Raw genomic sequence first — 23,269 nt, forward strand, 5'->3', positions numbered from 1 at the left:
GCACATCTAGGGGCATTCTGTGGATAGTTTGAAGGATGCCCCCAGCCTGAGGCCTTCGCGAAAATCAGTCACTGCTGCCAGAGTACGACACCACACTCCACGGATTTCGAGCCACGCACAGGACCATTACCCATGAGCATTTGGGTATTGATTCCATCGTGCTCCAACTGCCGTTATCCCACCGGATGCCAGTCGCGCTGGGCGCTGTGCATGCGCGCGCGTGCAACCGCTAGCGAAACGCTGCGACGCGGCCCAAGAAATATCACGTAACAGATACGCCCTCCTCTAACCACCGCCTAAACGCAGTCGAACCCCAGTTAATGCACACGCCCCGCCGATTCATGAGCTCAGCGCATAACTCTATAGCAGCACATCGCAAAAATGTTCTGCGACTATCCAGGTCACTCATTGTGATGAGTACTGGCGATGCTATAGCGCATCGGGCGAAGACCCGAACCGCCATACTGCCCAAGACTGAACCACTGCCGCTAGCCGGGAATAGAGCCGATGGACGATGTGATAACAATATCCCGACGCAAATTTCTGATCGTGGGTGCAGTGATGGCAGCGACCGTAGCGCTTCCTCCTTTCATCAGTGTCGAAGCTAGCGCAGCCAACTTGGCGCGCACTATCAATTCGGCACTCAGCCTCTCGGTGAATGGACAGGTTCACTCACTGGATGTCAACACCCGCACGACGCGTTGCGAGAAAACCTGAAGCTCACCGGGACCAAAAAGGGTTGTGATCACGGCCAATGTGGTGCCTGCACGGTGATTGCCGACGGCCGACGGATTAACGCGTGCCTAACCCTGGCGGTGATGCATGAGGGGTCGAAGATCACCACGATCGAAGGCTTCGGCACGCCGCGCAAATTGCATCCCATGCAAGCCGCGTTCGTCAAACACGATGGCTACCAGTGCGGTTATTGCACACCGGGGCAGATCTGTTCGGCGGTGGCTGTATTGGATGAGATTCGCCAAGGGATTCCCAGTCGTGCCAGCGCCAGCCTGATCGATAAGCCGCAATTGATCGCCAGCGAATTCCAGGAACGCATGAGCGGCAACATCTGCCGATGTGGTGCCTACTCCAACATCATTCAAGAAATCACCGAAGTCGCAGAGGTCAACGCATGAGGCCCTTCATTCACTTACGTGCCAAATCCCCGGCGGAAGCCGATGCATTGGCGGCGCAGGTCAACGGCTCACGGTTTATCGCAGGTGGCACCAACCTGCTGGACTTAATGAAGCTAACCACTCCGCCCCGCTCAAGGCCAAGACCGCCAAAATCGAAACGCAGTTGCTCAATGAAGAGCGCACCTTCGAGTACGTAGCCATGCAGTGGCTTGCGTTCAAGTCTGCCGAACTGGTGACCAAGTCCATCTCGGGATTTAACGGAGCGCTGAACAACCACATCTTGCCTGCGATTGGTAAAAAACCGGTCAACGAGATCAAGTTGGAGCACATCACCACAATCATTAAGGAGTTGCGCCGCCAGCGCACCATAGCCATGGCCCGACGTGTGCGTACCATTATCCGTGCCGTTCTGGGCTTTGCCGAGGGGCGCGGATGGGTGGAACGCAATGTGGCGCTCAGCAACATTGAGGAGTTGAAAATCCGTCATGTCGTGACCAGCAACCCAGCGATCGAAAGGCCTGCAGACCTGGGTAGGTTTCTCCTTCGTCTGGATGACTGCAACGACGGCAGCGTTGCCGCCGCAATGCGCCTGCTGGTCATGTTGCCGGTCCAACCAGGCGAACTGGTGAAGATGCGCTGGGAAGATGTCGCCTTGGTAGGCGCCGATTGGCGTTATGTGGTGAGCAAGACCAAGCATCTTGATAAGAGCAAACACGTCGTGCCGTTGCCTGAACAAGCCTTGGTTCTTTTACGCGAGCTACATAAAACCCGCGTGGTGGATGAAGAAGGCAAGGCTTGGTGTTCGTCTCACCGACCTATCCGGGACGCCCCATAAACCCGACCTCCATGCTCACAACGTCGGGAAGCGGCTCAACAGTGGGTTGACTATTTAGATCAGTTGCGGCAAAACGCTTCGCGAATAACCACAGATTGACGATACAGCGAATAAAAATCAGGAGATTGGAGCTGGAAACGAGACGTGCACTGGATTGTTTACTCGTTGATTTATATGAGTTTAATTTTATTACGATGATGCAAGAATACTTGATGATGTACTTGTTTTTTGAGCATAGGGTGGAGACGATTGTGGTGGACCAAAACCCCACGCATCGAAAGTGAAGCCTACTCTATGTAAAGGTGGCAACCATGTCGCTCACAGTTTTCATCTCTAACCGCAACAGATCAGCAACCTATCGGCAATCACTAGCCCGAGTATCTATCATATGATGGCATGCTCGCCTTGTTATGCAATCAGCCCCCAAGAACGGAGGTAGAATCGCCTCATACCTGCAAAAGGCCGGTCGCTTTTCGCATGGCGGAGAATACGAAGTAAAAATTCCCGCCTTTTTTCGTCGGTGAAGTTTCCTTCTTGCAGCGCGAAAGCAAGAGTTTCTAACTCTTCGTAGGCAATCCAACGTAGACGCAACAACTCTTCGCGGTTGAGCCCAAGGATATCTTCAGCCGCTTTTACAGCTCGTTTTGAACGCACTGTATTGGACTTTGGAATGAGCCATACCTCTTCTGTACTCGGAATTGCTTTCCAAGCGAAATAACGCTCGGGGTCGACTAAATATGGATTAATTAAGTCTGCGTTTTCTGATGCGTAAAAGGCTGCAACGGCTACGTCTGTAGTGATCGCGGGATCGGGGCACAGGCTCGCCAAAAGTGTCGTCAACTGTTGCGGATTCGTAGGTAATAACTGCGGAATGGTAGGCGGAGTTAGCCTCGCCCCCTTAACAGTAAAGGTGTCCCCCTTATAGCTCTGATTGCAAATTTGACAACTGAAGGTGTAGTTGTCATAGCAGTATGCAAGCCACCAATACTCGCTTTTAGGGCGGAAATGCTCCACATCACCATGCGCAACCACAGCAGTATCAGCCTCACAGTAGGCACACTTACTATGAGACTCGGTCTTTAGCTGTACCTTTGCCTTGCTCCAAGCTTGACGTTTTTTTGGCTTAAAATCCACTTTGCCTGTAGCGCCATCGCCGTAGTAAAACTGCAGCAGCTTTCCAAGTTTTTTTTGGAGCATGGCGCCAGTAAAACCTTTCAAGTGCCGCCCGCTCCGCGTCCGCGACAGTTGTATCATTTAACGACCCCTAGCTCCTTGACCACGGCAGTCAGCTTCTTGGCGGAAATAGTCCGACGCTTACCATCCTTGGTCATGGAGGCATTTATGTCTTTAAGCAGTTCGATCTGCTCTTTCGCATACTCGGGAATGGCATCCCAGTTTGGAGCGTCTCTGAGTACCTTCTGCATGTTCTGCAGCTGCTGAAGCTCGTCGGTGTTGAGAGCCGTCTTCTTAATGCTGAGATTTCGCACGACGTTGCGTGCGTTCTCCACGGAGACTGAGTCCATCGTCGTCAAGCCAAACATCGGGCTCATCAGCAACTGATGCAGCATCATATTGCGGGGCTCCCCAACAAACGGCATCAATGTGGGCAAGTGATTTTCGCCCTCCCGACGAATGACATAAAGCTCGCCCTCTCCACTCTGTTGAGCGGTCAATGCAGAGTGCGTGGTTGCGATGAACTGAAATTTGGGCAATGTAATTGATAGAAACTCAACTAGCTGACGCCTCCAAGTAGGGTGTAGATGCAAATCGATTTCGTCGATGAGCAAAACGCCTCTCGTAGAAAGAGGATCCTTCCGATCAGGGAAAGCTTCGGTGATTCGATATAGAAGGTCACCGCACCAGGCGGCCATATTCTGGTAACCGTCAGAAAGCTGGCTAAGGGGAACATCTCCGTCTACGGTTTTGAAAATAATTTGCCGTAATTCTCGGTCAATATGGGAGAACTGCATGTCTGGCAGCAGTTGGTTCAAGGCTCGGCGCACAGCGTCCATCGAACTCTGCCCCTTGCGGTACTCAAGATCCATCGCCCACTGCTCCAAAGAAATCAGGACTGCATCCGACGAGAACATCGTTGCGACCCCCTGCGCACGTGGCACGCGTGAGCGCTCGTCAGGGAATGTAGACCTGGACTTTGCTGCGGTTGGACGTCGTGAGACCCCATAACCTAGTACAAAATAGTTACGCTCCGCCTTCGAAAGGGCAGCGTCCAAGGCTTCTAAAGAAGAGTGATTTCGCGTGAAAATTTGCCGGAGACCGTCGCCACGATTGATTTCCAACGCGATCTCGCGGGTTTCCCCCTTGGCCGTGACTAACGTCCCTTTGATCACGCATTTGTTAGCCCCGTTGCGTATCCAAGCATCGGGCTCACCCAGAAGGTCAGGCAGAGCCTCACTGCCGGCGAGCAATAGCGCAATGGCGCGCAGTGCAGAACTTTTGCCGCAGCCGTTTTCACCCAACAGCAGCGTCCATCGGCGGGCGCCAGCACCCTTCGACCGGAAATCAAGGTCCAGAGACTTTATTGAACGCACGTTGCTTAACGAGACTTGTAACAGAAACATTGTAGAACCTCTCCCACTTTGGGATCGTTGTGACCCCTTAGCGACCGACTTGCTCGTTGGGCGTGCAGAATTCAAAAAAGCATAGTGAATTCGAACGCCAACGGCCAAACACAGAGTTTCTCACATCTTAGCAGTCCGCTGTTGTAACAGCGCGATTGGTTCATAACCCCGTCAGATCTCCTTCAGTCTCAAGCTCATCCTCAACCGAATTGCCTCTGCTCGACTCATCCGCGCCCAAGATTGGAAAAGGTAATGACTGCTCAGCGCTTGGTGCGTAGGGTTGCCCATAAAATGGGGCTGCCTATGACTCACCACATTTTCTGTAGCCTTACCCCAAAAAGTTCAGCAACCCATCACGAGCCATCAAAAAGCCACCTATACTCATGTAGATTAAAAATACCAAACCCTATCGCCCGCGTCAGTAGGCTGTAAGGGTTAAGGGGGTTGCGGTGAATTGAAATATGCGAGAGATGGCTTGCACCCGGTTATTCGAGTCCAGGAATCGCTCCGACGCTATTCGCTTGCGCTGATGCCAATAACATCCAGAGGTTAGGGAATGCAGATGCGCTTATCATGGATTGTGGCTGCGGTTTTGCTTGGTTGTGCGGGCCCACTACCAGTCCTTGCCCAGGACTCGTCAGCAGAAGAGACTGATTTGCGCGCGCCGGGAGCGCAGGTCCCGGCGGCGCAAGAATGGTGGCGCACCGCAGAAGTGGACGGCAAACAGCTGCCAGTATTGACCGAACCATGGTTCGATACGTTACGAAAGGCTAAAGCAGGCCACTATGACAAAGCCACGGGTATCCTGTGGAGTGAACCCGATCGAACAAAAATCTCCCCCCCTGTCGCTCTGAATACAGCCCAGAATTACTGTCAACGTTTGGACAGTCGCCTGCCAACACGCCACGAAATGGATTCCATCCAAGATGTCCGGCGCGTGGCTCCTACGATTGATCTAGCGGTTATGACAGGTGCTGTCTCCGCGCCGTATTGGACGATGACCCCAACACGTCATGAGGGTACATCTAATTGGGTGGTAAATCTGTCGGATGGGAGGGCCTACGAAGTTAATGTGGCTAAGTCCCTCGCCAATTTTTTCTGTGTCTTTGATTTTCGTGCCCCCCCTCCTGCCGTCCATTATGCCGATCAAGATTTAACGGTTATGGACAACGCGACTGGGCTGGTCTGGCAAAAAGACACAGTGACTGCTCTCGACTACCATGCCTTAGCTGATACATGCGTTGGCTCCACGATCAGCGGAAAACAATGGCGCGTTCCTACATGGAAGGAGCTCTCCTCGTTACTCAGTGCTGCTTATAAAGCCCCCTATTTGGATCCGCTGTTTCGTGGCGAGACAGCGCTAGTGAGTAGTACGCCGGCCGTCGAGCGTGGACTTAACTTTCGTTATGTGAACTTTCAGACGGGTACAAGCGGTGCAGCAATGCTGTCGGCAACCCGCTGCGTGGAACAGGCTTTGCCGAAATCGGTAACGTCAGGGCGGACATTCAAGGGCAACGTGTCGATCAGCGGACCGGACCCAGTCCTTGGCGCTCGCGCACTCCAACAGCTTGAGGCTGGCATGTACGCGGTGATTGACGGGAATCTGGAAATCACCGGTGTCTCCAGTGCGTCCATCATTTTGCCTTACCTCAGAAAGGTCACGGCAATATCGTACTGAACAACATGAAGGCGAGCTGGCTGTCATTTCCAGCGCTTGAAACAGTGGGCGGCTCAGTCGAAATAGCCGAAAACGCAAAACTGTCAGCCCTATGGATGCCGTCACTTACCGCGGTGGACGGATCGTTCGCCATCACGCGTAATCCTCAGCTCGGTGCGTCGCAGCCCGCTGGAGATGCAGAGCACGTCATCTCGGTGGACCTGCCCGCTCTGCAACGTATAGGCGGCGACTTCACCCTGGAGTTCAACACGCAGTTGAAGTCACTGACCCTTTATAAACTGCGAGAGGTAGGGCGAGGTCTAGGGATCGTGTCCAATACTGCGATGTGGCAAATAGTAATGACTAGCCTGGGCTCCGTTGGACTGGCTTGTCGGAACCATGATGATTTCTGTGGTGACCTTTCTATTCAGAACAACGGTCGACTGGTGGGGGTATTTCTACCAGCGCTCGCCACCCTTCAGTACGATTTCAGGGTAAGTGGCAATTCGGCTCTGGTGACCCTGCAGGAGCGTATACAGAGCGTTTCTGGCTTTTATGCGCAAGATAATAAGAGTCTCTGTGAGCGCAAGACCCTTGACCCAATCTTGTCGCGTATGTGGAAACTCGGCCGTTTCCCCGATAAGGTCTCAATTCAAAGAAACAGTACCCAGGAGGGCTGCGCTACTCGGTGTCCGAATGAGTCGGCAGGCGTGTGCCAAATCTTTGAGGACAAAACATCGCATCGAAGTTCCACCGAGGCGCGCCAACCCGGCGACGGAGTGTTATAGATTCATGGCCTCACGCTCAAACTGAACTAGACCTCAAAGCGCATTGAAGTTATGACTCGTGTTCGAGCTTCTAATGATTCGTTTGACTGGTAGCTGTCGAAAATCTCCCCTTTAACACATGGGCCAAAAAATTCGGACTGACGATAGATCCTCTTTAAGAACGAGACAATCGCGCGGCCAGCTCATGCTACGCCAATGTCCGCTGACGCTTGTTAGCAACAAGCCCAGGTAGCCCCGATCTTCAAGGCTACGCCGCCGCTCCTGCAGCGCTGACCTCGCCAGTTCGCTCACTGCGTCCCCCGCGCGAACGCTCATCGCTCCTTGATGATGGATGCCCTCCCCTACCCAGATCTAACGATCCACAACCCCAACGGGACTCACGTCCCTTCGGGGTTCGGTGTGTCTCGTTTTTTGCTCATCCTCTGGAGGCACAAAATGACCACTGAATCGCCCCTTGGTTTCGTAGAAGCCTCCAAGCCCAGTAAACCAATTACGCGGATGCAAATATTTGGTCGAAGACAGCCGATCAGAGTCGCTGCTCTCGAGCGAAAGCGGATTAGCTTGTCCTTGATGAGCCATGCACCCTCCCTCCAGATCCAATGAGGAGTTACACCATAAGCGTCTGGTGAAGTCGTCTGGACAAAGCAAATGGTCTAAATACGATCAGATTTCACGAAAGAGTGACTCGCCAGTTTGCATTTTCGGTTATTGACACAGTGCTCAAATCTCCAGATTATCAATCAATGACCCCTACAAATCTCGTTAGCATGATGCTCCCCTTGATGACTGCCTTTGGCGGGCCATAGGGCGATGCGCGCTTAGAACAGAAGCATCGACCATAAGCCCCGCCAGAAATGGATGGGGCTTTTTCATTCCCCTTCCAACTCGTTGATGACAAGGAGAGTGAAAATGCTGTTGATTCGCCCAGCCAAACGTACTGACGCCGAGGCCGCGTTAGATATACGCCTCCAGGCGATCCGGCATCAATGCATTACCGTCTATACCGCTGAGCAAGTAATGGCGTGGACTGATGTGCCGCTCACAGACCGATATCGGGCTTGGGTGGAAAAGGAGTACCACGTTGCCTGGTTGGGCGAGACACCGGTCGCAACAGGTCTGATTGATTTTCAATCTGGAGAGATAGGCGCTATTTTCGTTTTGCCTGCATTCATGGGACAGGGGATTGGCAAGGCAATGCTCCTATACCTTGAGCGACTGGCCTTTAAAGCCGGAATCGTCGACATCCATTTAGATGCTACCCCTAACGCAACCGCGTTCTACCGTCGGTGTGGCTATCACGCAGATAATCAAGCTATCTATACCTCGCCCTCCGGTCTTGAGCTGGCTTGTACACCGATGCGGAAACAGTTGGCCAGTGAAGAGCTAATGGACGTCACGCGGGCGACAAGCAGGCTGCCAAACTCAGGCTGAGTAAGTCAGTCCGGCATCCATTGATGCGGCAGCAGATGCTCAATCTCACTGGCTTTCTGCGTCGGCAACCGCGTCAGCACATCTTTGAGATAAGCATACGGATCGTGCCCATTCATGCGTGCAGACTGGATCAAACTCATGATCGCGGCCGCTCGTTTGCCGCTGCGCAGAGACCCGTCGAACAACCAATTGGAGCGCCCAAGCGCCCAAGGCCTGATCGTGTTCTCGACAGGGTTGTTGTCGATGGGCACGGCACCATCACCCAGGTAGCGCGTCAGCGCTACCCAGCGGTTCAGGCTGTAGTCCAAGGCATTGGCAATCGCCGAGCCTTCTGGCACAAGCTCGCGTTGAGCCAGCATTCATTCATGCAACTTTGCTGCGACGGGAACCGCTATTTCCTGACGTAATCGCCGGCGGTCTTCATCGTTCATTTCTTTGGCTTGCCGCTCGATCTCGTACAGGCCGCCGATTGAGTGCAGTGCCTGTTCGGCCAACTGGCTTTTGTTTGCCACATGCAGGTCAAAGAACTTGCGGCGAGCGTGAGCCATGCAGCCGATTTCGGTGATGCCCAGCTCGAAGCTGGCCTTGTAGCCCACGAAGTCATCGCAGACCAGCTTGCCGTTCCACGTGCCAAGGAAGTTACGTGCATGTTCGCCAGCACGGCTGGGGCTGAAGTCGTAGACCACCGCCCTCAGTACCGAGAACGGCGTGGTGCAATAAGCCCAGACATACGCTCGGCGCGTTTTCCTCTCGCCGGGGGCCAGCATCTGCACCGGCGTTTCATCGGCATGCACGACTCGTTGGGCGAGTACGACTTCCCGCAGTGCATCCACCAGCGGCTGGAGTTGCACGCCAGTTTGGCCCACCCACTGAGCCAGTGTTGAGCGCGGGATCGCCAGGCCTGCACGGCCAAAGATCTTTTCCTGCCGGTACAGCGGTAAATGGTCGGAGAACTTGGCCACCATCACATGGGCCAGCAGACCGGCAGTAGGGATGCCCTTGTCGATGACTTGGGCGGGCACCGGCGCCTGGATCAGCGTTTCGCACTGGCGGCAGGCCCACTTGCCACGTACATGCTGCTCAACGGTGAACACGCCCGGTGTGTAATCCAGCTTTTCGCTGACGTCTTCGCCGATGCGCTGAAGCTGGCAGCCGCAAGCGCACTGGGTGTTCTCTGGCTCGTGACGAATGACGGTGCGTGGGAACTGCGGCGGCAGCGGCGCGCGCTTGGGCTTTTGGCGGGTTTCGTCTGGCGTCGGGGCAGGACGAAGCGCGTCCAGTTCTGCCTCGATGGCCTCAAGGTCGGTGTTGAGCAGGTCATCCAGCAAACTGCCTTGAGCTGGGCTGATCTGCTCGCTGCGTTTGGCGAACTTGTGGCGTTTGAGGATGGCAATTTCGTGAGAGAGCTGTTCGATGATCGTCTCTGTTGGCGCTGATGCGATTTTGACCCAGGTTACTGATTTTATCTGATCCATGTGCAGCCTCTGGAATCCCACGCAAGGTCATGATTGCTGAGTATTCGAATGGGTCAATGACTTCCGGCGGTTTGGGTCAAAATCGCATCAGCGCCAACATCGAGAGCACCAAGACGATGATCGATCGGGTTGAAGCGCAGTTCGACATCAAGCCGCAACGCCTCATCGGCGATACCGAGTACGGTACAGCGCCGATGTTGGCCTGGCTTGTGGAGGAAAAGGACATCGAACCTCACGTGCCGATGCGGGACAAAACCGAGGCCAAGCAATCCAACCTAATATGGAGATCCACTGAGAGCCATCCGAATCCAACTGGATCTCTGTCAGAAAATCGCCAGTCGCGATCGCTCGCACACCCGGTTCAAGTGGGGGCAACATTGGGGGCATATTTGAAATTTTTCTGCCTGAAAATACCGTCCTAGAGCCCAGTCAAAATGTTTTTTGGGGGTCCGGATAGTCTTTAGTGGAATTCCACCAAACTCCACGAAATACCCTAATAACAAGTACTTACAGCGGAAAAACTCACTAAATACCGCTGTTTTCAAACGAAAAACCAGCGATGCCTTCATCCGTTCGCTGACCGATCCCGGCAAACACGCCGACGGCGAAGTCCATAGTCTCTACTTGGCGGTAAGGGCGTCTAGCAAGATTGGAAAATCCCCTTCTAGGTTCTGGCGATTTAAGTATCGACTGCATGACAGCCGTTTTTCCATCGGTGCTTACCCCGACACCAGTCCGAAGGAGGCGCGCGGCAGTGCCCGCAGTGCCCGCTGCGACGTGGCTAACCACACCCCCCCCCGCTCAAGGCCAAGACCACGACCAAGACCAAGACCAAGACCGCCAAAATCGAAGCACACCCGCTCAACGAAGAACGTACTTTCGAGTACCCGACAACGCAGAAGCCCACCGGTCGTCAACCGCTACTGGGGCCTGATTGTTCGTCCTGGATTTCGGCTTCAACCGGGGTGGCGGCTCCTTCTTCCTGATAGCGGGCCATCTAGCGCACTGATTGCTTGGCGCAAGCACCTTACAAAGTGTTTTTGCTGGACGCGTACGGTGTGTTCGCCATCTGGTTACCCTCTTCCACCCTGATTTTGTCGGATAGGCAGCCGCCATGCCGAGCCAGGCAAGCCGGTTTCGGTATATGACCCATTTCCCTGCATACCTTCTGTTGACGGCCTTTCCAATAACCAGCATATTCTTGCTCGGTTTAGCTCGTTCATGATCGTTTATGCAGGATTCAATATGATGACCTCCCCATTTGAGACGCTTCCAGGTGAACGCCAGCGTGTGATCGAGGAACGCCTCGTTCGCTACGGCCGGGTGATCGCCACTGATCTGGCCGGCGAGTTCGGTGTGTCCGAGCACTCCATAAGACGTGATCTGGGCGTCCTGGCAGCTGCGGGCCTTTGCAAGCGGGTATACGGCGGCGCAATCCTGATGCGTGAATCGGAGGATCCGTTGGAGGTTCGCGTTCTTCAGGACTGGTCGCGCAAGGGCAGTCTTGGGCAGGCTGCGGCCGCGTTTTTGACCGCTGGGCAACATGTATTCATTGACGCAGGTTCAACGAACATGGCGATCGCCTGTGCAATTGACCCGCAGTTGCAGTTGACGGTGACCACCAACTCGCCATTGATTGCCGTCCAGTTGATGAAGCTGCAACGCGTCGAGGTCGTTCTCCTGGGGGGCCGCGTACACCCGGTCACCGGCGGCGTGACAGGTTTGAGGGCCGTCCAGCAGCTGCAGCAGTTCAACTACGACTGTTGCTTTATCGGCGCCTGCGCCATTGACCCTGACAATGGCGTAACGGCCTTTGAACTGGAGGACGCCGACTTCAAACGCGCCGTCGTCGCGGCGAGTGGTCAGCTGATTGTCGCTGTAACCAATGAGAAATTATCCAGCGTCGCCCATTATCAAGTGGCGCAATGTGCCGAAGTCACAGCGCTGGTTGTTGAACACGATGCTCCACGCGAAAGGCTGGAGCCGTTTCTGGCCCGGATCTCCAACGTCGCGACTGCACGCAAAGGTGGCTAGCCACCTCTGCGGTGACGCCTGGATTCGGTGCTGCGAAACCAAGGACCGGTCGTGAGGATTTCCCCGTCTGCAACCGCCCATCTTGAGCAACGTGCTGGCCTGATCATTACCCAGGATGGTGCCTGCACCCAACCCTGAGCAGCACCCGCTGACCTGACAATGCAAATAAATCGCGCTTGCTCGCCATCGTGGTATGTCGGTCAATAGACAGGCTGACCGACACACCGCAATCCAGAACAATTCCATGCACACATGTTTATCGCGTTCAATCCTCGAGCGCGAACACGCTGCATGCGCTGCTGCTCTAGCGGCGCAGCGGCTACCTGCACTCAAAGTCAAAATCAATCTGCGCAAAGCGCCCTTTCACACCGAAACGCCTGGCCGATGTTTCGATCGCGCAAGCTCACATCAAAAAATAAAGATTGAATACTCACAAAAAATGTTATTTAAATAACACAAAATAAACACCGCCGAGGCTTCCATCGGCGCTGGTGAGGTCAAAATAATAATGAGCAAGATTGCAGTCATCGGCAGCAACATGGTCGACCTGATCACTTACATCGAACGCATGCCCGCCCAGGGCGAAACGCTCGAAGCGCCGCGTTTTGCCATGGGGTGCGGCGGCAAGGGCGCCAATCAGGCAGCCGCTGCGGCGCTGCTGGGCGCCGACGTGCTGATGCTCAGCAAGGTCGGCGACGATGCTTTCGCCGATACCACCCTGGCCAATTTTCAACGGCTGGGCATTGATACGCGCTTCGTCGAACGGGTACCGGGCGTGTCGAGCGGTGTGGCGCCGATCTTCGTCCAGGAAAACTCCCACAACAGCATCCTCATCGTCAAAGGTGCCAATGCCCACCTGAGCCCGGCGGATATCGACCGTGCCGAGGCGCAGTTGCGCGATTGCACTTTGATTGTGCTGCAACTGGAAGTCGAGCTGGCGACCGTTTACCACGCCATTGCCTTCGCCCACCGGCATGCCATCCCGGTGCTGCTCAATCCGGCCCCGGCTTTGGCCGGCCTGAGCCGCGAGCACCTGGCGAAGCTGGATTTCCTGATCCCCAACGAGAGTGAGCTGGCACTGATCAGCGGCCAGCCGGTGACCTGCGCCGAGGAGGCGGCTCAGGCTGCACGTCAATTGGTCGCGCTGGGCGTACGCCACGTCATCGTCACCCTGGGCGAACAAGGGGCGCTGTACGTCGGCGCCGAAGGCGAGTGGCAGACGCCAGGGGTCAAGGTTCAGGCTCGTGACACCACCGGTGCCGGTGACGCCTTCATTGGCTGCTTCGCCCGGCACTGGAGCCAGGACGGCAATATTCGCCAAGCCATGCACCAGGCAGTGGCCTACTCCGCCTGCTCGGTCACCGGCTTGGGCACGCAATCCTCTTACCCCGATGCACCCACGTTTGCGCGATTCCTCGATGCATCGGCCAACTGACACTCACCTGCATTTCGCGGAGAACAATAATGAATAAGCCTGCGCTGCAACAAACCCCGGACGGGTTCTACCTGAACCGCACGCCGTGGTTCGCCTTCCTCCTGCTCTGCAGTATCTTCGCTCTTTGGGCGGCGGCCGCGAGCATGAACGACGTGCTGATCGCGCACTTCAAGAAGGCCTTCCTGCTCAGCGACTTCCAGACTGCTTTCGTCCAGTCGGCGTTCTATCTGGGCTACTTTTTTGTCGCCATTCCAGCGGCAATGGTGGTGCGCCGCTTCAGCTACAAGACCACCATCCTCATCGGCCTGATGCTGTACCTGTTCGGCTGCGCCCTGTTCTTTCCGGCAGCGTCGACCGCCAAGTACGGCATGTTCCTGATGGCGCTGTTCGTTATCGCCGCCGGCCTGTCGTTTCTCGAGACCGCGTGCAACACCTATTCGACACTGATGGGCCCACGGGAAACCGGTACACGGCGCCTGAACATCTCGCAGACCTTCCACCCATTCGGTGCCATGACCGGGGTGTACGTCGGCAGCTTCGTGATGTTCAAGGACACCGACGCCACGCGCGAACAGTTGACCCAGATGAGCGCCAGCGATGCGGCGGTGCAGCAATTGCAAATGATCCAGTCGACCCTGCTGCCGTACAAATGGATGATCGCGGTACTCATTTTGATGTTCATTCTGATCGCCATCACCCGTTTCCCCGCGTGCAAGGGCAACGGCACCGTCAGCGAACCGCGGGCGAGCATCGGTCAGAGCCTCGGCCGCCTGCGGCGCAATCCACGCTTCTGCTTCGGTGTACTGGCGCAGTTCCTCTACGTGGGCGCGCAGGTCGGGGTGTGGAGTTTCACTATTCGCCTGGCCATGCAAATGGGCGGCATGAACGAGCGCAGTGCATCGTGGTTCCTGCTGACCACCTTTGCCGCCTATTTTATCGGCAAGATGATCGCCAACCTGCTGATGCGCAAAATGCACCCGGCCAAAGTCCTCGCGGTGTATGGCGTGCTGTGCATCGTGCTGCTGGCCTACACCATCCTGGTGCCGAACATCACTGCGGTGTATGCCGCCGTGGGGGTCAGTGTGTTTCTCGGGCCTTGCTGGCCGACCATCTATGGTCTGACCATTGACGGGCTCGGCGAGGACACCGGTGTCGGCGGCTCGTTGCTGGTGATGAGCATCGTCGGCGGTGGCGTGATGCCGATCTTCCAGGGCCTGCTCAGCGATGCCAATGGCGGCAACATGCAGATTGCCTATAGCGTGCCGCTGCTGTGCTTCGTGGCCATCGTGATGTACGCAGTGCACTGCATGCGTCAGCCGCAACCGGTGCTGGGTGGCTCGGCCAAGGCGGTGGCGCAATGAGTAGCGAAGCGTTGCGCCTGCCGCTCTACCCACAGCTCTGGGACCAGACCAGCCGGTTGCTGCTCGAGTCAGCGAATTTCAGCGTGCGTGCCTGGACCTACCCCAGCGGGGTCAAGGCGCTGTCACTGGAAAACAGCCGCGGCAAGCTGGTGATCCTGCCCTGGCAGGGGCAGATGATCTGGTCGGCCGAATTCGACGGCGTTGATTTGACCATGCTCAATATGTTCACCCAGCCGCGGCCCAGTGCCAGCGTGATCGGCACCTATGGCTGTTTCATGTTTCACAGCGGCCTGCTGCGCAACGGTTGCCCAGGGCCCGAGGATGATCATGCGCTGCACGGCGAAATGCCCTGCGCGCCGATGGACGATGCCTGGCTGCAAGCAGGCGAAGACGGGCACGGCGCTTATCTGCGCCTCGGCGGCACCTGTGAATACGTGCAGGGCTTCGGCGATCATTACCGGGCCAGCCCGAGCGTGACCCTGCGCCCGGCCAGCGGGCTGTTCGAGATCGGCATGCAGGTGGTCAATCTGGCCGGCAAGGCCATGGACCTGATGTACATGGCGCACATGAACTACGCCTACGTCGACGGCGCCCGCCTCACCCAGCCCCTGGGCTGCGAGCGCACACGGGTGCGCGCCAGCGTGCCGGCCCATGTGCGGCCGACGCCGGCCTGGAGCGCCTATATCGCCGAACTCAGCCAGGACCCGACCCGCCTCAAGGTGCTCGACTCGCCCACGCTGTATGACCCGGAGATCGTCTGCTTCTTCGACGACGTACGCAGCGACGCTCAGGGACAGGCGCACTTCTTCCTTGATCACCCCGACGGCGCGGCGTTCTACACCCGCTACAGCCCCCGGCAGTTTGAACATGCCGCGCGCTGGATCCTGCATAACACCGATCAGCAGGTGGCGGCCTTCATCTTGCCAGCCACCTGCGAACCGGAGGGCTACCGCGCCGAACTCGCCAAAGGCAACGTGCGCAGCCTCGCACCCGGCGCCAGCGCCGAGTTCAGCCTGACCACCGGTTACCTGAACGCACCCGAACGCCGGGCGCTGCAACCGTGATGCGTCTAAAGCAGAAGCTGCGCGCCGCTGGCCTCAATGGCTTCGCGGTAGCTACGCGGGATTTTCTTGTCGCTGACCACGCAATGGAAATCGCTCAGGGCACCGAAGTGCGCAGTGCGTACGGCGTCGAACTTGGAGTGATCGGCCAACAGCAGGCTTTGCCGGGCCTGGCGCATGACTTTCTGCTTGACCTCCACCTCGTGGAAATTGAAGCAAGTGACACCGCAGTCCAGGCTGACCCCGGCTGCCGAGACAAAGGCCCAGGTCAGGCGCACGCCATCGAGAATGCTGGTTTCGGCATGGCTCTCGAAGACCTGGTTCTTGCGGTGGAATACGCCGCCGCACAGGACGATGCTGCAGTTGGGTTTCTGCTGCAGCTTGAGCAGCACGTTGAGCGAGTTGCACACCGCGGTGAACTCCAGCTCGTCGGGGATGAAGTCGACCACGAAGGGGATCGTCGTGCCACAGTCGAAAAATACCGTGTCGCCGGGCCGGATGAAAGTGGCGGCCAGTTTGCCGATGCGGCGCTTCTCCTCGACGTGGCGGGTGTCCTGCTCGCTGACCCGGTAATCCCCCGGTTCAGGATCATCGTGGGCACGGGTGATGTAGCCGCCCAGCAGTCGTAACTGCTCGGGGTGCCGGCTGAGGTCGCGACGCAAGGTCATTTCGGACACCTCGAGCAGCGCCGCCATCTCCCGCAGATGAATGGCTTTCTGATCTTGCAGGGCCTGTTGAATCTGTTTGATGCGGTCGATTTTCTTGACGTCCATTGGCATCCCGGCAATCCGTTAGTGGTGTCGCTAGAGTAACACCAAGTGTTAATTTTATAACTTACGGGTATCCACCCAAGTGTTTTTAATGATGACAGGAATCCCTTGATGAATTCGCTCGAACCCGCTGCACTGGCCCAGGCCATCGATCACACCTTGCTGGCGGCGGATGCCAGCCGGGAGCAGATTGCCACACTTTGCGGCGAAGCCCGAGAACACGGCTTTTACTCAGTGTGCGTGAACTCCAGCCAGGTGCCTTTTGCCGCTCGACAACTGGCCGGGTCTGCCGTGAAGGTCTGTGCGGTGGTGGGCTTTCCGCTGGGCGCCGGGCTGAGTGCCAGCAAGGCGTCGGAAGCAGCCCTGACGATCGCCGCCGGAGCTCAGGAAATCGATATGGTGCTGAACATCGGCTGGCTCAAGGACGGCCTGTTCGATGAGGTCCGCGACGACATCGCCGCGGTGCTGCAGGCCTGTGGCAAGGTGCCGCTCAAGGTGATCCTGGAAACCTGCCTGCTCGATGAGGCGCAGAAGGTGCGCGCCTGCGAGATCTGCCGCGAGCTGGACGTGGCATTCGTCAAGACCTCCACCGGCTTCAGCCGCAGCGGCGCGACGCTCGAAGATGTGGCGCTGATGCGCCGGGTGGTAGGCCCTGACATCGGCGTCAAGGCGTCTGGCGGGGTGCGTGACGTAGCCACGGCCAGAGCGATGATCGAAGCCGGCGCAACACGCCTGGGCACCAGTTCCGGGATCGCGATCGTGACAGGCGCGGGTACGGGGGCGGGCTATTGAGTCTGCGGGCTTTGACAGCAAAGCCCGCTGCACTTAGCTCAGATCGATCACGCCGGTCATGGCCGTGAAATGGCTTTGCTTGTGCTGAACCTTGTCGAGAATCTGCGCAGGGGTCGACTCGCGAAATACCACCATGTGCCCGACGTCCTTGCCGCCCTCGGTCACGCGTTCGATATCGTTGATCATCCAGGTGGTCAGCTCTTCGGCAGTAATACCCAGTTCGGCCGCTACTCGCTGGTGAAGGCGCTCGGCGTCGTATTGATTGAGTTGATCGCTGTTCATGGGGCTGGTTCCTTCAAGGGGGGTTAAGTTCAGTCCCCGCGAGGGCTCCACAGTTCAGTCGCGTTTGAGCGGGCTGCGAACGACCGGTCACTCCGGCTTTGCACCAGGCTCACTGCACTTCGGGTATTTGCATATTTATCTTGCGCCGGAAGGCTTCAGAGAAGTTGTAAGCCGAGAAAGCAATCAGCCCGAAGGCCGTCACCTGGCGCATTATTAGAGCTGTAGCGTCCGCTTAAAAACAGACACACACCATCGCTCTTGATTCTGGAGTTCGGTAGGTGTGTTTTACTTCGCAAACACCCTTCTATCGCCTGACTTCAACCTTGTAAAACAGATTCTCAATCATAAGCCTGCGTCGATCGGAGGTGACGGCATCTTGAATCTGACTCACCAACCGCAGGTAATACTTGCACCCTTTCTGCGTGCCCAAATCGGATACCGGTTTAGCCGCTTGAGTAAAGCTTTCATACGTACGCGTGCTATTGGCCAGCAGTTCTGCAATGCCTGGCAGCGCCATCGCATCCTCCTGCCTGGCGGGTGGCCAAGCGGGTTCGAATGAGAGATTGTTTTCACTCAGCTTTACAGTGATGAACATCTCCGCCTTACCAGTGACTTCATTTACCCAACACGGCGGTAGGTCACCTCCCCGGCCCTTGTTCAAGCGATTCTGCAAGAATTGAACCTGCCCCCGGAGGTCTTTATTAGCTTTCTGCAAATCAATTGGATTCCCGCCACTGTTCTCCGCCTGCATGAGGCCAACGGCGTGCTTGATCGCTTCTTGGAGCTGGTCGTTCGTCTGGTTTGCGCCTGCCCCAAACGCAGCCGCCAGCATGTCTTCTTGAGCCTTAAGCGCCGCGACACGCTTCACCACATCCGTAGGCTGTAAGTCACTTTCATCAGCAGTCTCGATTACCAGCTTTTTTAACTGCTCAAACGACATCATCGTTTCTAAAATGAGCTGCTTGGCGTCAGCGCCTTTTTTCTGGCTGGCAACATCCATCAATGCCTTTTCGATTGCTGCGAGCGCAGTCAGCTCCTGATCTTTTTGGGTAATAAGCACTTTTAAGCGGTCCAGCTCTGCATTGGCTTTGGATGCGTCCACCAGCTTGCTGATGATCTCATCGGGCTTAAGCACGCCTAACGCCGTCATTCGCGCTTTCAGTGCCTCCGCCGCCTTGTTGATAGCCTTCTCCCGTATCTCCAGATCCTGGAAGACCGCTATTTTCTCACTAAGCGCCTGGTTTTTATGCGTTAACTTAAAAATCTGATATCCCATTAGTAGCAACAATATGAAGCAGATAATGATAAATATCTCGGTCAGCGAGAGCTGAAACACTTGATCATTCTTTCCGCTCATCAGGCGGATCTCGCATCAGCCAAGCTCTCTGGCTCGCCTTGATGGGTGGATGCGCCCTTCTCTACCGTAGAGAGAGTATCAATCTTGTTAATCAACGCAGCCAGCTGACTTTGACTTGTTTCGATTGATAAATGTTGCTGCTCCATTCGCGCTGTAACCCCTTGGTGTTTCTCGTTACTTTCAACCAAGGCCTGAACCAGCGGTGCCAAACTATGCTCAAGACTCTCCGCCAAAACATCCCGGTTAGTCTGACTGACGTCGCGTATCCCCTTAAGAGCATCGGCGATCTCACTGCTTAGGCGTCCTGCCGTATCGGCGCTTTCGATACGGATATTCAGGGCATCCAGCTTGTCTGCAATTCGCTCTACCAATTGCTGACGAGTCTTGATTTCGTTGAGGTATTCTTCTTGCTGTTCGTCCAGCGAGTCCAGATACTCTTTCTGCACACGCTCAACACTGTCCATCGCCTCCTTGCCCTGTAGTCTCATTGCATCAACCAGGCGCTCTTGACTCGTCACAATGGCGCCAACGGCAACCAGATTCTCATCAAGAGTTTGAGTTTTAGCATTCAAATTACGAATAGCGGTGGTGACCTGACGCGTTGCGGTTTTAACACCTTCTGCCAAGGAAGCAACACCTTCATTCACACTGTCCGTTGTGCCTGCCAATGTTTCAATTGATCCACCCAGCTTGCGAGTAAACAGGTCATCAGGAAAGATCATCTGCTCCACACGATCACGTGCCATCGTGCCGAAATCCAATGCATTATCTTCCATCTGCCGTAGCGTGAGAGCGCTTTTTTCGGTCATCTCACTGATCGTGCTCAACAAGTTGTTGCTCGATTGCTGAGTGTTATCAAGTATCAGTGCAAAAGCCTCATTGCTCTGCCGCGTAGCATTAGCAAAGTAAGCGTCAGTGGCACTGATGTTGTGTTCGTAAAGTGCCTTGACCTGCTCCTTCACACTTTGCACCGCTTCGCGGGACGCGACATCTACCTTGTCACGGAAGACTTCGAGTTGTTGGAAAGTATTGTCAAAGGAGATCGCCAGGTTTTCGGCAGCGTTAATTGCACGTTCTTCTACGCTTCTGAGCGCATCATTGGTATCTATACGAAACCCGGTATGAATAATACGCGCCAGCATTCCCAATGCGGTACTGACCATAGCGGCACCGAACCGCGTCGCCATACCATTGAGGTTGTCGCCCATGCTCTCAATATCCAGCAAGCAGATGATGATACTGGCGACAGTGAACAGGAAACCCAAGTAGTAAACCGAATCGGCAAACTTAGCCACGGTGAGTTGCTTGTCCCATTTTTCTCGGACGACATAGCCGATGACCCAGTACGCGACCATCACCGTCAAGGGAAAGACCAACCCTAGCCAAAACGGGTCATTTAACTTCAGGCTGGCGATGGACAAACTGATTTTCAGCAGCACTGCGAGCGCAAAGTAGCTACTGACGCGCTTGATCCACTTATTGAAATCCACTTATAGCCCCTCGACCCGAGAAAAACCTTCCACGGATACTCCGTTATCTTGAAAATATTGCTCCCAGAACATGGACAGTCTAGTGTTCTGCAAGGCTTTCTGATCAGCCGCCAGCAGGTTGATGAGCACACTACTGCCGTGTAAGCCCGGTGCCATAGCGTTTTGCCCATAAGCGGTCTTACGAAAATCCGCGTACGACAGAGGACTCGCCTTATACATACTGAACTCCGGCATGTTCGCCAGCATGTCTGAGTAAATCACTAGCCTACGCTCGCCCGACACATGCGCGCGCTCAAACCCATTGATGCCAACAAGCTGCAACATCTGAAAAATGGGGGAGTTTTTGCTACGCTCTTCAAGCGAGATTTTGTGAACGATGTCGTCAAACGGCTTTACAAATTTTTGGTTAAAATCTCGGTCGACAAATTTTTTGTTATTCATCTGCTGATTCCTGTCCTTCCACTGACCAGGATTGCAGCGCTCAAATAATGGCTTTTCATTAACCCTGAAATCTTCACCGAGCAGAAATACGGAGAGCAGATAGCCTTCGGGGAGTTCTTCTGTGACCATTGTTTTAAGCCGTTGGCCTAAAGCGATTTTCTGAGTAAAAGGGAAAGGTGAGGTGTTGTCAATGAGCACCACGAATTGCCCTTTGGGACCTGTCGACGGGCAAAGCGTTTCCTTATCGAGCGTTTCACGCGTGGCATTGAAATAAACCATCAAGGCAGCCGCAGCTACAGCGACACCACCAACCAGCAAGCCGAGAGTTTTACCGGAAAGCCCTTTTTTCTGAGCATAAATTGCCATCATGCTCTCCCTAAAACGAGTTGCTGCAGCGGCTGTACTTGATCGTATTTCTGATTAAACGACGATTGAATTCGCGCCCTGATCATCTCTAGGTTGGCGAGCATTTCGTTCATTAAGCGTTCTTGCTCAGCCAGCTTTACCTCATCCTTTTCGGTGCCGAAGTCAGGCATGGTGACCTCAACAAATGTCACCGGCTCGTCGAAATAGGCCGGCGGCGGGTTATCGCGAGGGCGGACCATTTCGTTTTCAATCCGATACATACGGACCAGGCTGGTGAGCGTTTCATCGGCCAGTACCATCCGCTCATCCACGACTTTCTTGATGACCGTTTTCTGGCTCATGCCTCGCTTAAAGTTCTGGATGGCTACCGCTGCACGATCAACGTTCTGATCGATCAGGAGAAGGGATTCAAGCTTGCGCTGTTCCAGCACATGCCGCAGCGCCTCAATTGCAAAAACATAGCGGCGTTGAGCGTTTTCGTAAGCCAGGTAAACCCTCGCGTACCCTGGATAACGATCAGTCCAGGTGTAGCCCTTATAGACTGCTGCCACTCCAAAAATGACCGTCAGCGCAAATAAGCCGCATGAACTGAGGTCCTGAAATGGAAGGATCGAATCGTGTAGATAACCACGAATCAACTCGACAGCTGATTGCGATTCATCTTCAAGTTGAGGCAGGACAAAACGGAAATAAGCAGTTCCTAAGCCAACAGTGACCATGCTGAGAACTGCCGCACCGAACGCAAAGTACCCTGCAAACATCCGGGACGCTTTGACATGGTTTTTGTAAGCACTGGCCCGGCCTAAAAAGAAGCATACGAACACGTTGAACGCCGACAGCATTAATGCAGTGACAAACCCACCCAAATATCCGCTTGCCATGCCTTCCGAAAACAAAAAGGCGTTTAGCGCGCCTTCAATGACGGTCATAGCAATCAGCAGTCCGCCATTCTTCCATTTAGTATCTCCATCAGCAGCGTCAGCCACCCTGTGCTGCAGCTTGTTTTTCTCGCGGAAGGTTTCGAGCGCTCGGGCCTTGTCTTCGGCAGCTTGCTGAAGCTCCGTTAACTCGCCGTCCATTTTGGAAATGTCCTGATCGGCGTTTCGCTCAAACTCCTCGCCAAGTGCGATAGTGCGTTTGATGTCGCGGGTCACGTCAATGGTGTCCAAGCGATTGTCCGCGCTTTTTAGGGATCGCTCACCGTACTTAAGAATCTGCTCACGCATTCCGCCCAGCTTGCCCCGAATGCTGTGCTCGACATCTGAAAGCTGGGTCGCAGTACTGGAGGGAACTCCGGCAGCTCCGCGAAGCCTTGCCAGCTCAACGACGCGCAGTTCTCTTTGGATTTTCTCAGGATCAATTTTCGGCAGTACATCGCTATCTGGCTCATCCTTCCGACTGAATAGCTGGACGATGAAAGCCAGGAGCTTTCGAAAAAAACTCATTTATAGAACCGTAACAGGTTAGAAATGGGTGGTATGCAGAGATAGATGGGCACTAGGCTGACGCCAAATTAAGCGCACAGTAATAGGCAGCGTGTCGCGGCCATCCCTGCGCCGGCATCGAGTGATAGCTAAATAATGCCAACGCTCAGAGATAAGGGCAACAAGTCAGTACAGAATTGTACGGTTTTGGACAAATGGTCAGCGCCGCGATTAGCACAATTGGGACACCCACCTTGGCGTAGCCACCCCAGATGCGACGAGGCTACGACGTGTTTTGAGTAACAGCCCTTGGGCACATGTTTTCGGCAATGGTTGCAAACCGGCTAGCTACATCAACTATGCCATCGATAACTCTTCCTGCAGCGTCCAAGGGCACTTCGCCATCCTAGGCAAGCCGAAGCATTTGCGCGCTCTCTGCTCAGTATCAAAGGTACTCAAGGTCTTGGCCTAGAGGCTAAACAGCGGGCTATTGCGTGAGTCACCTCAAGCCAATCGTCGCCAGCGGCTGATGGCGTCAAGCCAGACCTCCAGCCCAAT

General features: G+C 55.2%; 17 protein-coding genes and 7 pseudogenes. 14 read left to right on the forward strand and 10 right to left on the reverse strand.

Annotated elements, in window-relative coordinates; all coding sequences use genetic code 11:
* Positions 1-65: 65 nt before the first annotated feature.
* The 4 pseudogenes from I9H07_RS12620 to I9H07_RS12635 form a co-directional block, all read left to right on the forward strand.
* A pseudogene (locus I9H07_RS12620) lies at positions 66-289 on the forward strand (hypothetical protein); the annotation flags it as partial.
* 218 nt (positions 290-507) lie between these two features.
* Positions 508-1,133: pseudogene (paoA, locus tag I9H07_RS12625) on the forward strand (aldehyde dehydrogenase iron-sulfur subunit PaoA).
* Positions 1,130-1,249 (forward strand): annotated as a pseudogene (locus tag I9H07_RS12630) (FAD binding domain-containing protein); the annotation flags it as partial. The pseudogenes paoA and I9H07_RS12630, both read left to right, overlap by 4 nt.
* Positions 1,246-2,067 (forward strand): annotated as a pseudogene (locus I9H07_RS12635) (tyrosine-type recombinase/integrase); the annotation flags it as partial. The pseudogenes I9H07_RS12630 and I9H07_RS12635, both read left to right, overlap by 4 nt.
* Before the next feature lie 309 nt (positions 2,068-2,376).
* Here the strand turns inward: I9H07_RS12635 and I9H07_RS12640 are convergent.
* Positions 2,377-3,186, reverse strand: coding sequence for a hypothetical protein (locus I9H07_RS12640; protein WP_236423506.1), 810 nt, complete (start codon positions 3,184-3,186; stop codon positions 2,377-2,379).
* A 32-nt stretch (positions 3,187-3,218) separates the two neighbouring features.
* Positions 3,219-4,547: an AAA family ATPase gene (locus I9H07_RS12645; protein WP_236423507.1), complete on the reverse strand. Its 1,329-nt coding sequence runs from the start codon at positions 4,545-4,547 to the stop codon at positions 3,219-3,221.
* A 562-nt stretch (positions 4,548-5,109) separates the two neighbouring features.
* Here I9H07_RS12645 and I9H07_RS12650 point away from each other — a divergent pair.
* The 3 genes from I9H07_RS12650 (at position 5,110) to I9H07_RS12660 (ending at position 8,423) form a co-directional block, all read left to right on the forward strand.
* Positions 5,110-6,225, forward strand: a complete 1,116-nt coding sequence (locus tag I9H07_RS12650) for a DUF1566 domain-containing protein (protein WP_236423509.1) — start codon at positions 5,110-5,112, stop codon at positions 6,223-6,225.
* A 5-nt stretch (positions 6,226-6,230) separates the two neighbouring features.
* Complete coding sequence (locus I9H07_RS12655) at positions 6,231-6,992, forward strand: hypothetical protein (RefSeq protein WP_236423511.1); 762 nt, start codon at positions 6,231-6,233, stop codon at positions 6,990-6,992.
* 909 nt (positions 6,993-7,901) lie between these two features.
* Positions 7,902-8,423: a GNAT family N-acetyltransferase gene (locus I9H07_RS12660; protein WP_236423514.1), complete on the forward strand. Its 522-nt coding sequence runs from the start codon at positions 7,902-7,904 to the stop codon at positions 8,421-8,423.
* Positions 8,424-8,428: 5 nt separating this feature from the next.
* On the opposite strand, the pseudogene tnpC reads toward I9H07_RS12660, so the two are convergent.
* A pseudogene (gene tnpC, locus I9H07_RS12665) lies at positions 8,429-9,847 on the reverse strand (IS66 family transposase); the annotation flags it as partial.
* Between the two features lie 140 nt (positions 9,848-9,987).
* On the opposite strand from tnpC, the pseudogene I9H07_RS12670 reads away from it, so the two are divergent.
* From I9H07_RS12670 to I9H07_RS12695, 6 genes and pseudogenes are all read left to right on the forward strand, one after another.
* A pseudogene (locus I9H07_RS12670) lies at positions 9,988-10,176 on the forward strand (IS5/IS1182 family transposase); the annotation flags it as partial.
* 163 nt (positions 10,177-10,339) lie between these two features.
* A complete protein-coding gene (locus tag I9H07_RS24925; protein WP_329606139.1) occupies positions 10,340-10,990 on the forward strand; it encodes an Arm DNA-binding domain-containing protein in 651 nt (216 codons plus the stop codon).
* 156 nt (positions 10,991-11,146) lie between these two features.
* Positions 11,147-11,932 carry a DeoR/GlpR family DNA-binding transcription regulator gene (locus I9H07_RS12680; RefSeq protein ID WP_024674372.1) on the forward strand — a complete coding sequence of 262 codons (786 nt, stop codon included), beginning with the start codon at positions 11,147-11,149 and terminating at the stop codon, positions 11,930-11,932.
* 508 nt (positions 11,933-12,440) lie between these two features.
* Complete coding sequence (gene rbsK, locus I9H07_RS12685) at positions 12,441-13,367, forward strand: ribokinase (RefSeq protein WP_236423516.1); 927 nt, start codon at positions 12,441-12,443, stop codon at positions 13,365-13,367.
* 29 nt (positions 13,368-13,396) lie between these two features.
* Entirely contained in the window at positions 13,397-14,728 is a 1,332-nt protein-coding gene (fucP, locus tag I9H07_RS12690) for an L-fucose:H+ symporter permease (protein ID WP_236423518.1), read from the forward strand.
* Positions 14,725-15,792 (forward strand): aldose 1-epimerase family protein, encoded by a 1,068-nt coding sequence (locus I9H07_RS12695; RefSeq protein ID WP_236423520.1) that lies wholly within the window; start codon positions 14,725-14,727, stop codon positions 15,790-15,792. Before fucP ends, I9H07_RS12695 begins: the two co-directional genes overlap by 4 nt.
* Before the next feature lie 5 nt (positions 15,793-15,797).
* Here I9H07_RS12695 and deoR read toward each other — a convergent pair whose 3' ends face one another.
* The gene (deoR, locus tag I9H07_RS12700; RefSeq protein WP_236423580.1) at positions 15,798-16,562 is read right to left on the reverse strand and encodes a DNA-binding transcriptional repressor DeoR; all 765 of its coding nucleotides are present in this window, start codon (positions 16,560-16,562) and stop codon (positions 15,798-15,800) included.
* A gap of 108 nt (positions 16,563-16,670) precedes the next feature.
* Between deoR and deoC the strand changes: the two genes are divergently transcribed.
* Entirely contained in the window at positions 16,671-17,351 is a 681-nt protein-coding gene (deoC, locus tag I9H07_RS12705) for a deoxyribose-phosphate aldolase (RefSeq protein ID WP_236423522.1), read from the forward strand.
* 33 nt (positions 17,352-17,384) lie between these two features.
* Here deoC and I9H07_RS12710 read toward each other — a convergent pair whose 3' ends face one another.
* The 6 genes and pseudogenes from I9H07_RS12710 to I9H07_RS12735 form a co-directional block, all read right to left on the reverse strand.
* On the reverse strand, positions 17,385-17,633 hold the full coding sequence (locus I9H07_RS12710) for a hypothetical protein (RefSeq protein ID WP_003400385.1): 249 nt from the start codon (positions 17,631-17,633) through the stop codon (positions 17,385-17,387).
* Positions 17,634-17,742: 109 nt separating this feature from the next.
* Positions 17,743-17,835 (reverse strand): annotated as a pseudogene (locus I9H07_RS25040) (DUF1206 domain-containing protein); the annotation flags it as partial.
* A 102-nt stretch (positions 17,836-17,937) separates the two neighbouring features.
* Positions 17,938-18,990 (reverse strand): hypothetical protein, encoded by a 1,053-nt coding sequence (locus tag I9H07_RS12720; RefSeq protein WP_236423523.1) that lies wholly within the window; start codon positions 18,988-18,990, stop codon positions 17,938-17,940.
* The gene (locus I9H07_RS12725; protein ID WP_236423525.1) at positions 18,990-20,480 is read right to left on the reverse strand and encodes a hypothetical protein; all 1,491 of its coding nucleotides are present in this window, start codon (positions 20,478-20,480) and stop codon (positions 18,990-18,992) included. Before I9H07_RS12725 ends, I9H07_RS12720 begins: the two co-directional genes overlap by 1 nt.
* A complete protein-coding gene (locus I9H07_RS12730) occupies positions 20,481-21,290 on the reverse strand; it encodes a hypothetical protein (RefSeq protein WP_236423527.1) in 810 nt (269 codons plus the stop codon).
* Positions 21,287-22,732 (reverse strand): hypothetical protein, encoded by a 1,446-nt coding sequence (locus I9H07_RS12735; protein WP_236423529.1) that lies wholly within the window; start codon positions 22,730-22,732, stop codon positions 21,287-21,289. The genes I9H07_RS12730 and I9H07_RS12735 overlap by 4 nt, the downstream gene beginning before the upstream one ends.
* Positions 22,733-23,269: the final 537 nt, after the last annotated feature.

It is taken from the genome of Pseudomonas syringae (genome assembly GCF_023278085.1).
In the GTDB taxonomy this organism is placed as follows: Bacteria; Pseudomonadota; Gammaproteobacteria; order Pseudomonadales; family Pseudomonadaceae; genus Aquipseudomonas; species Aquipseudomonas syringae_Q.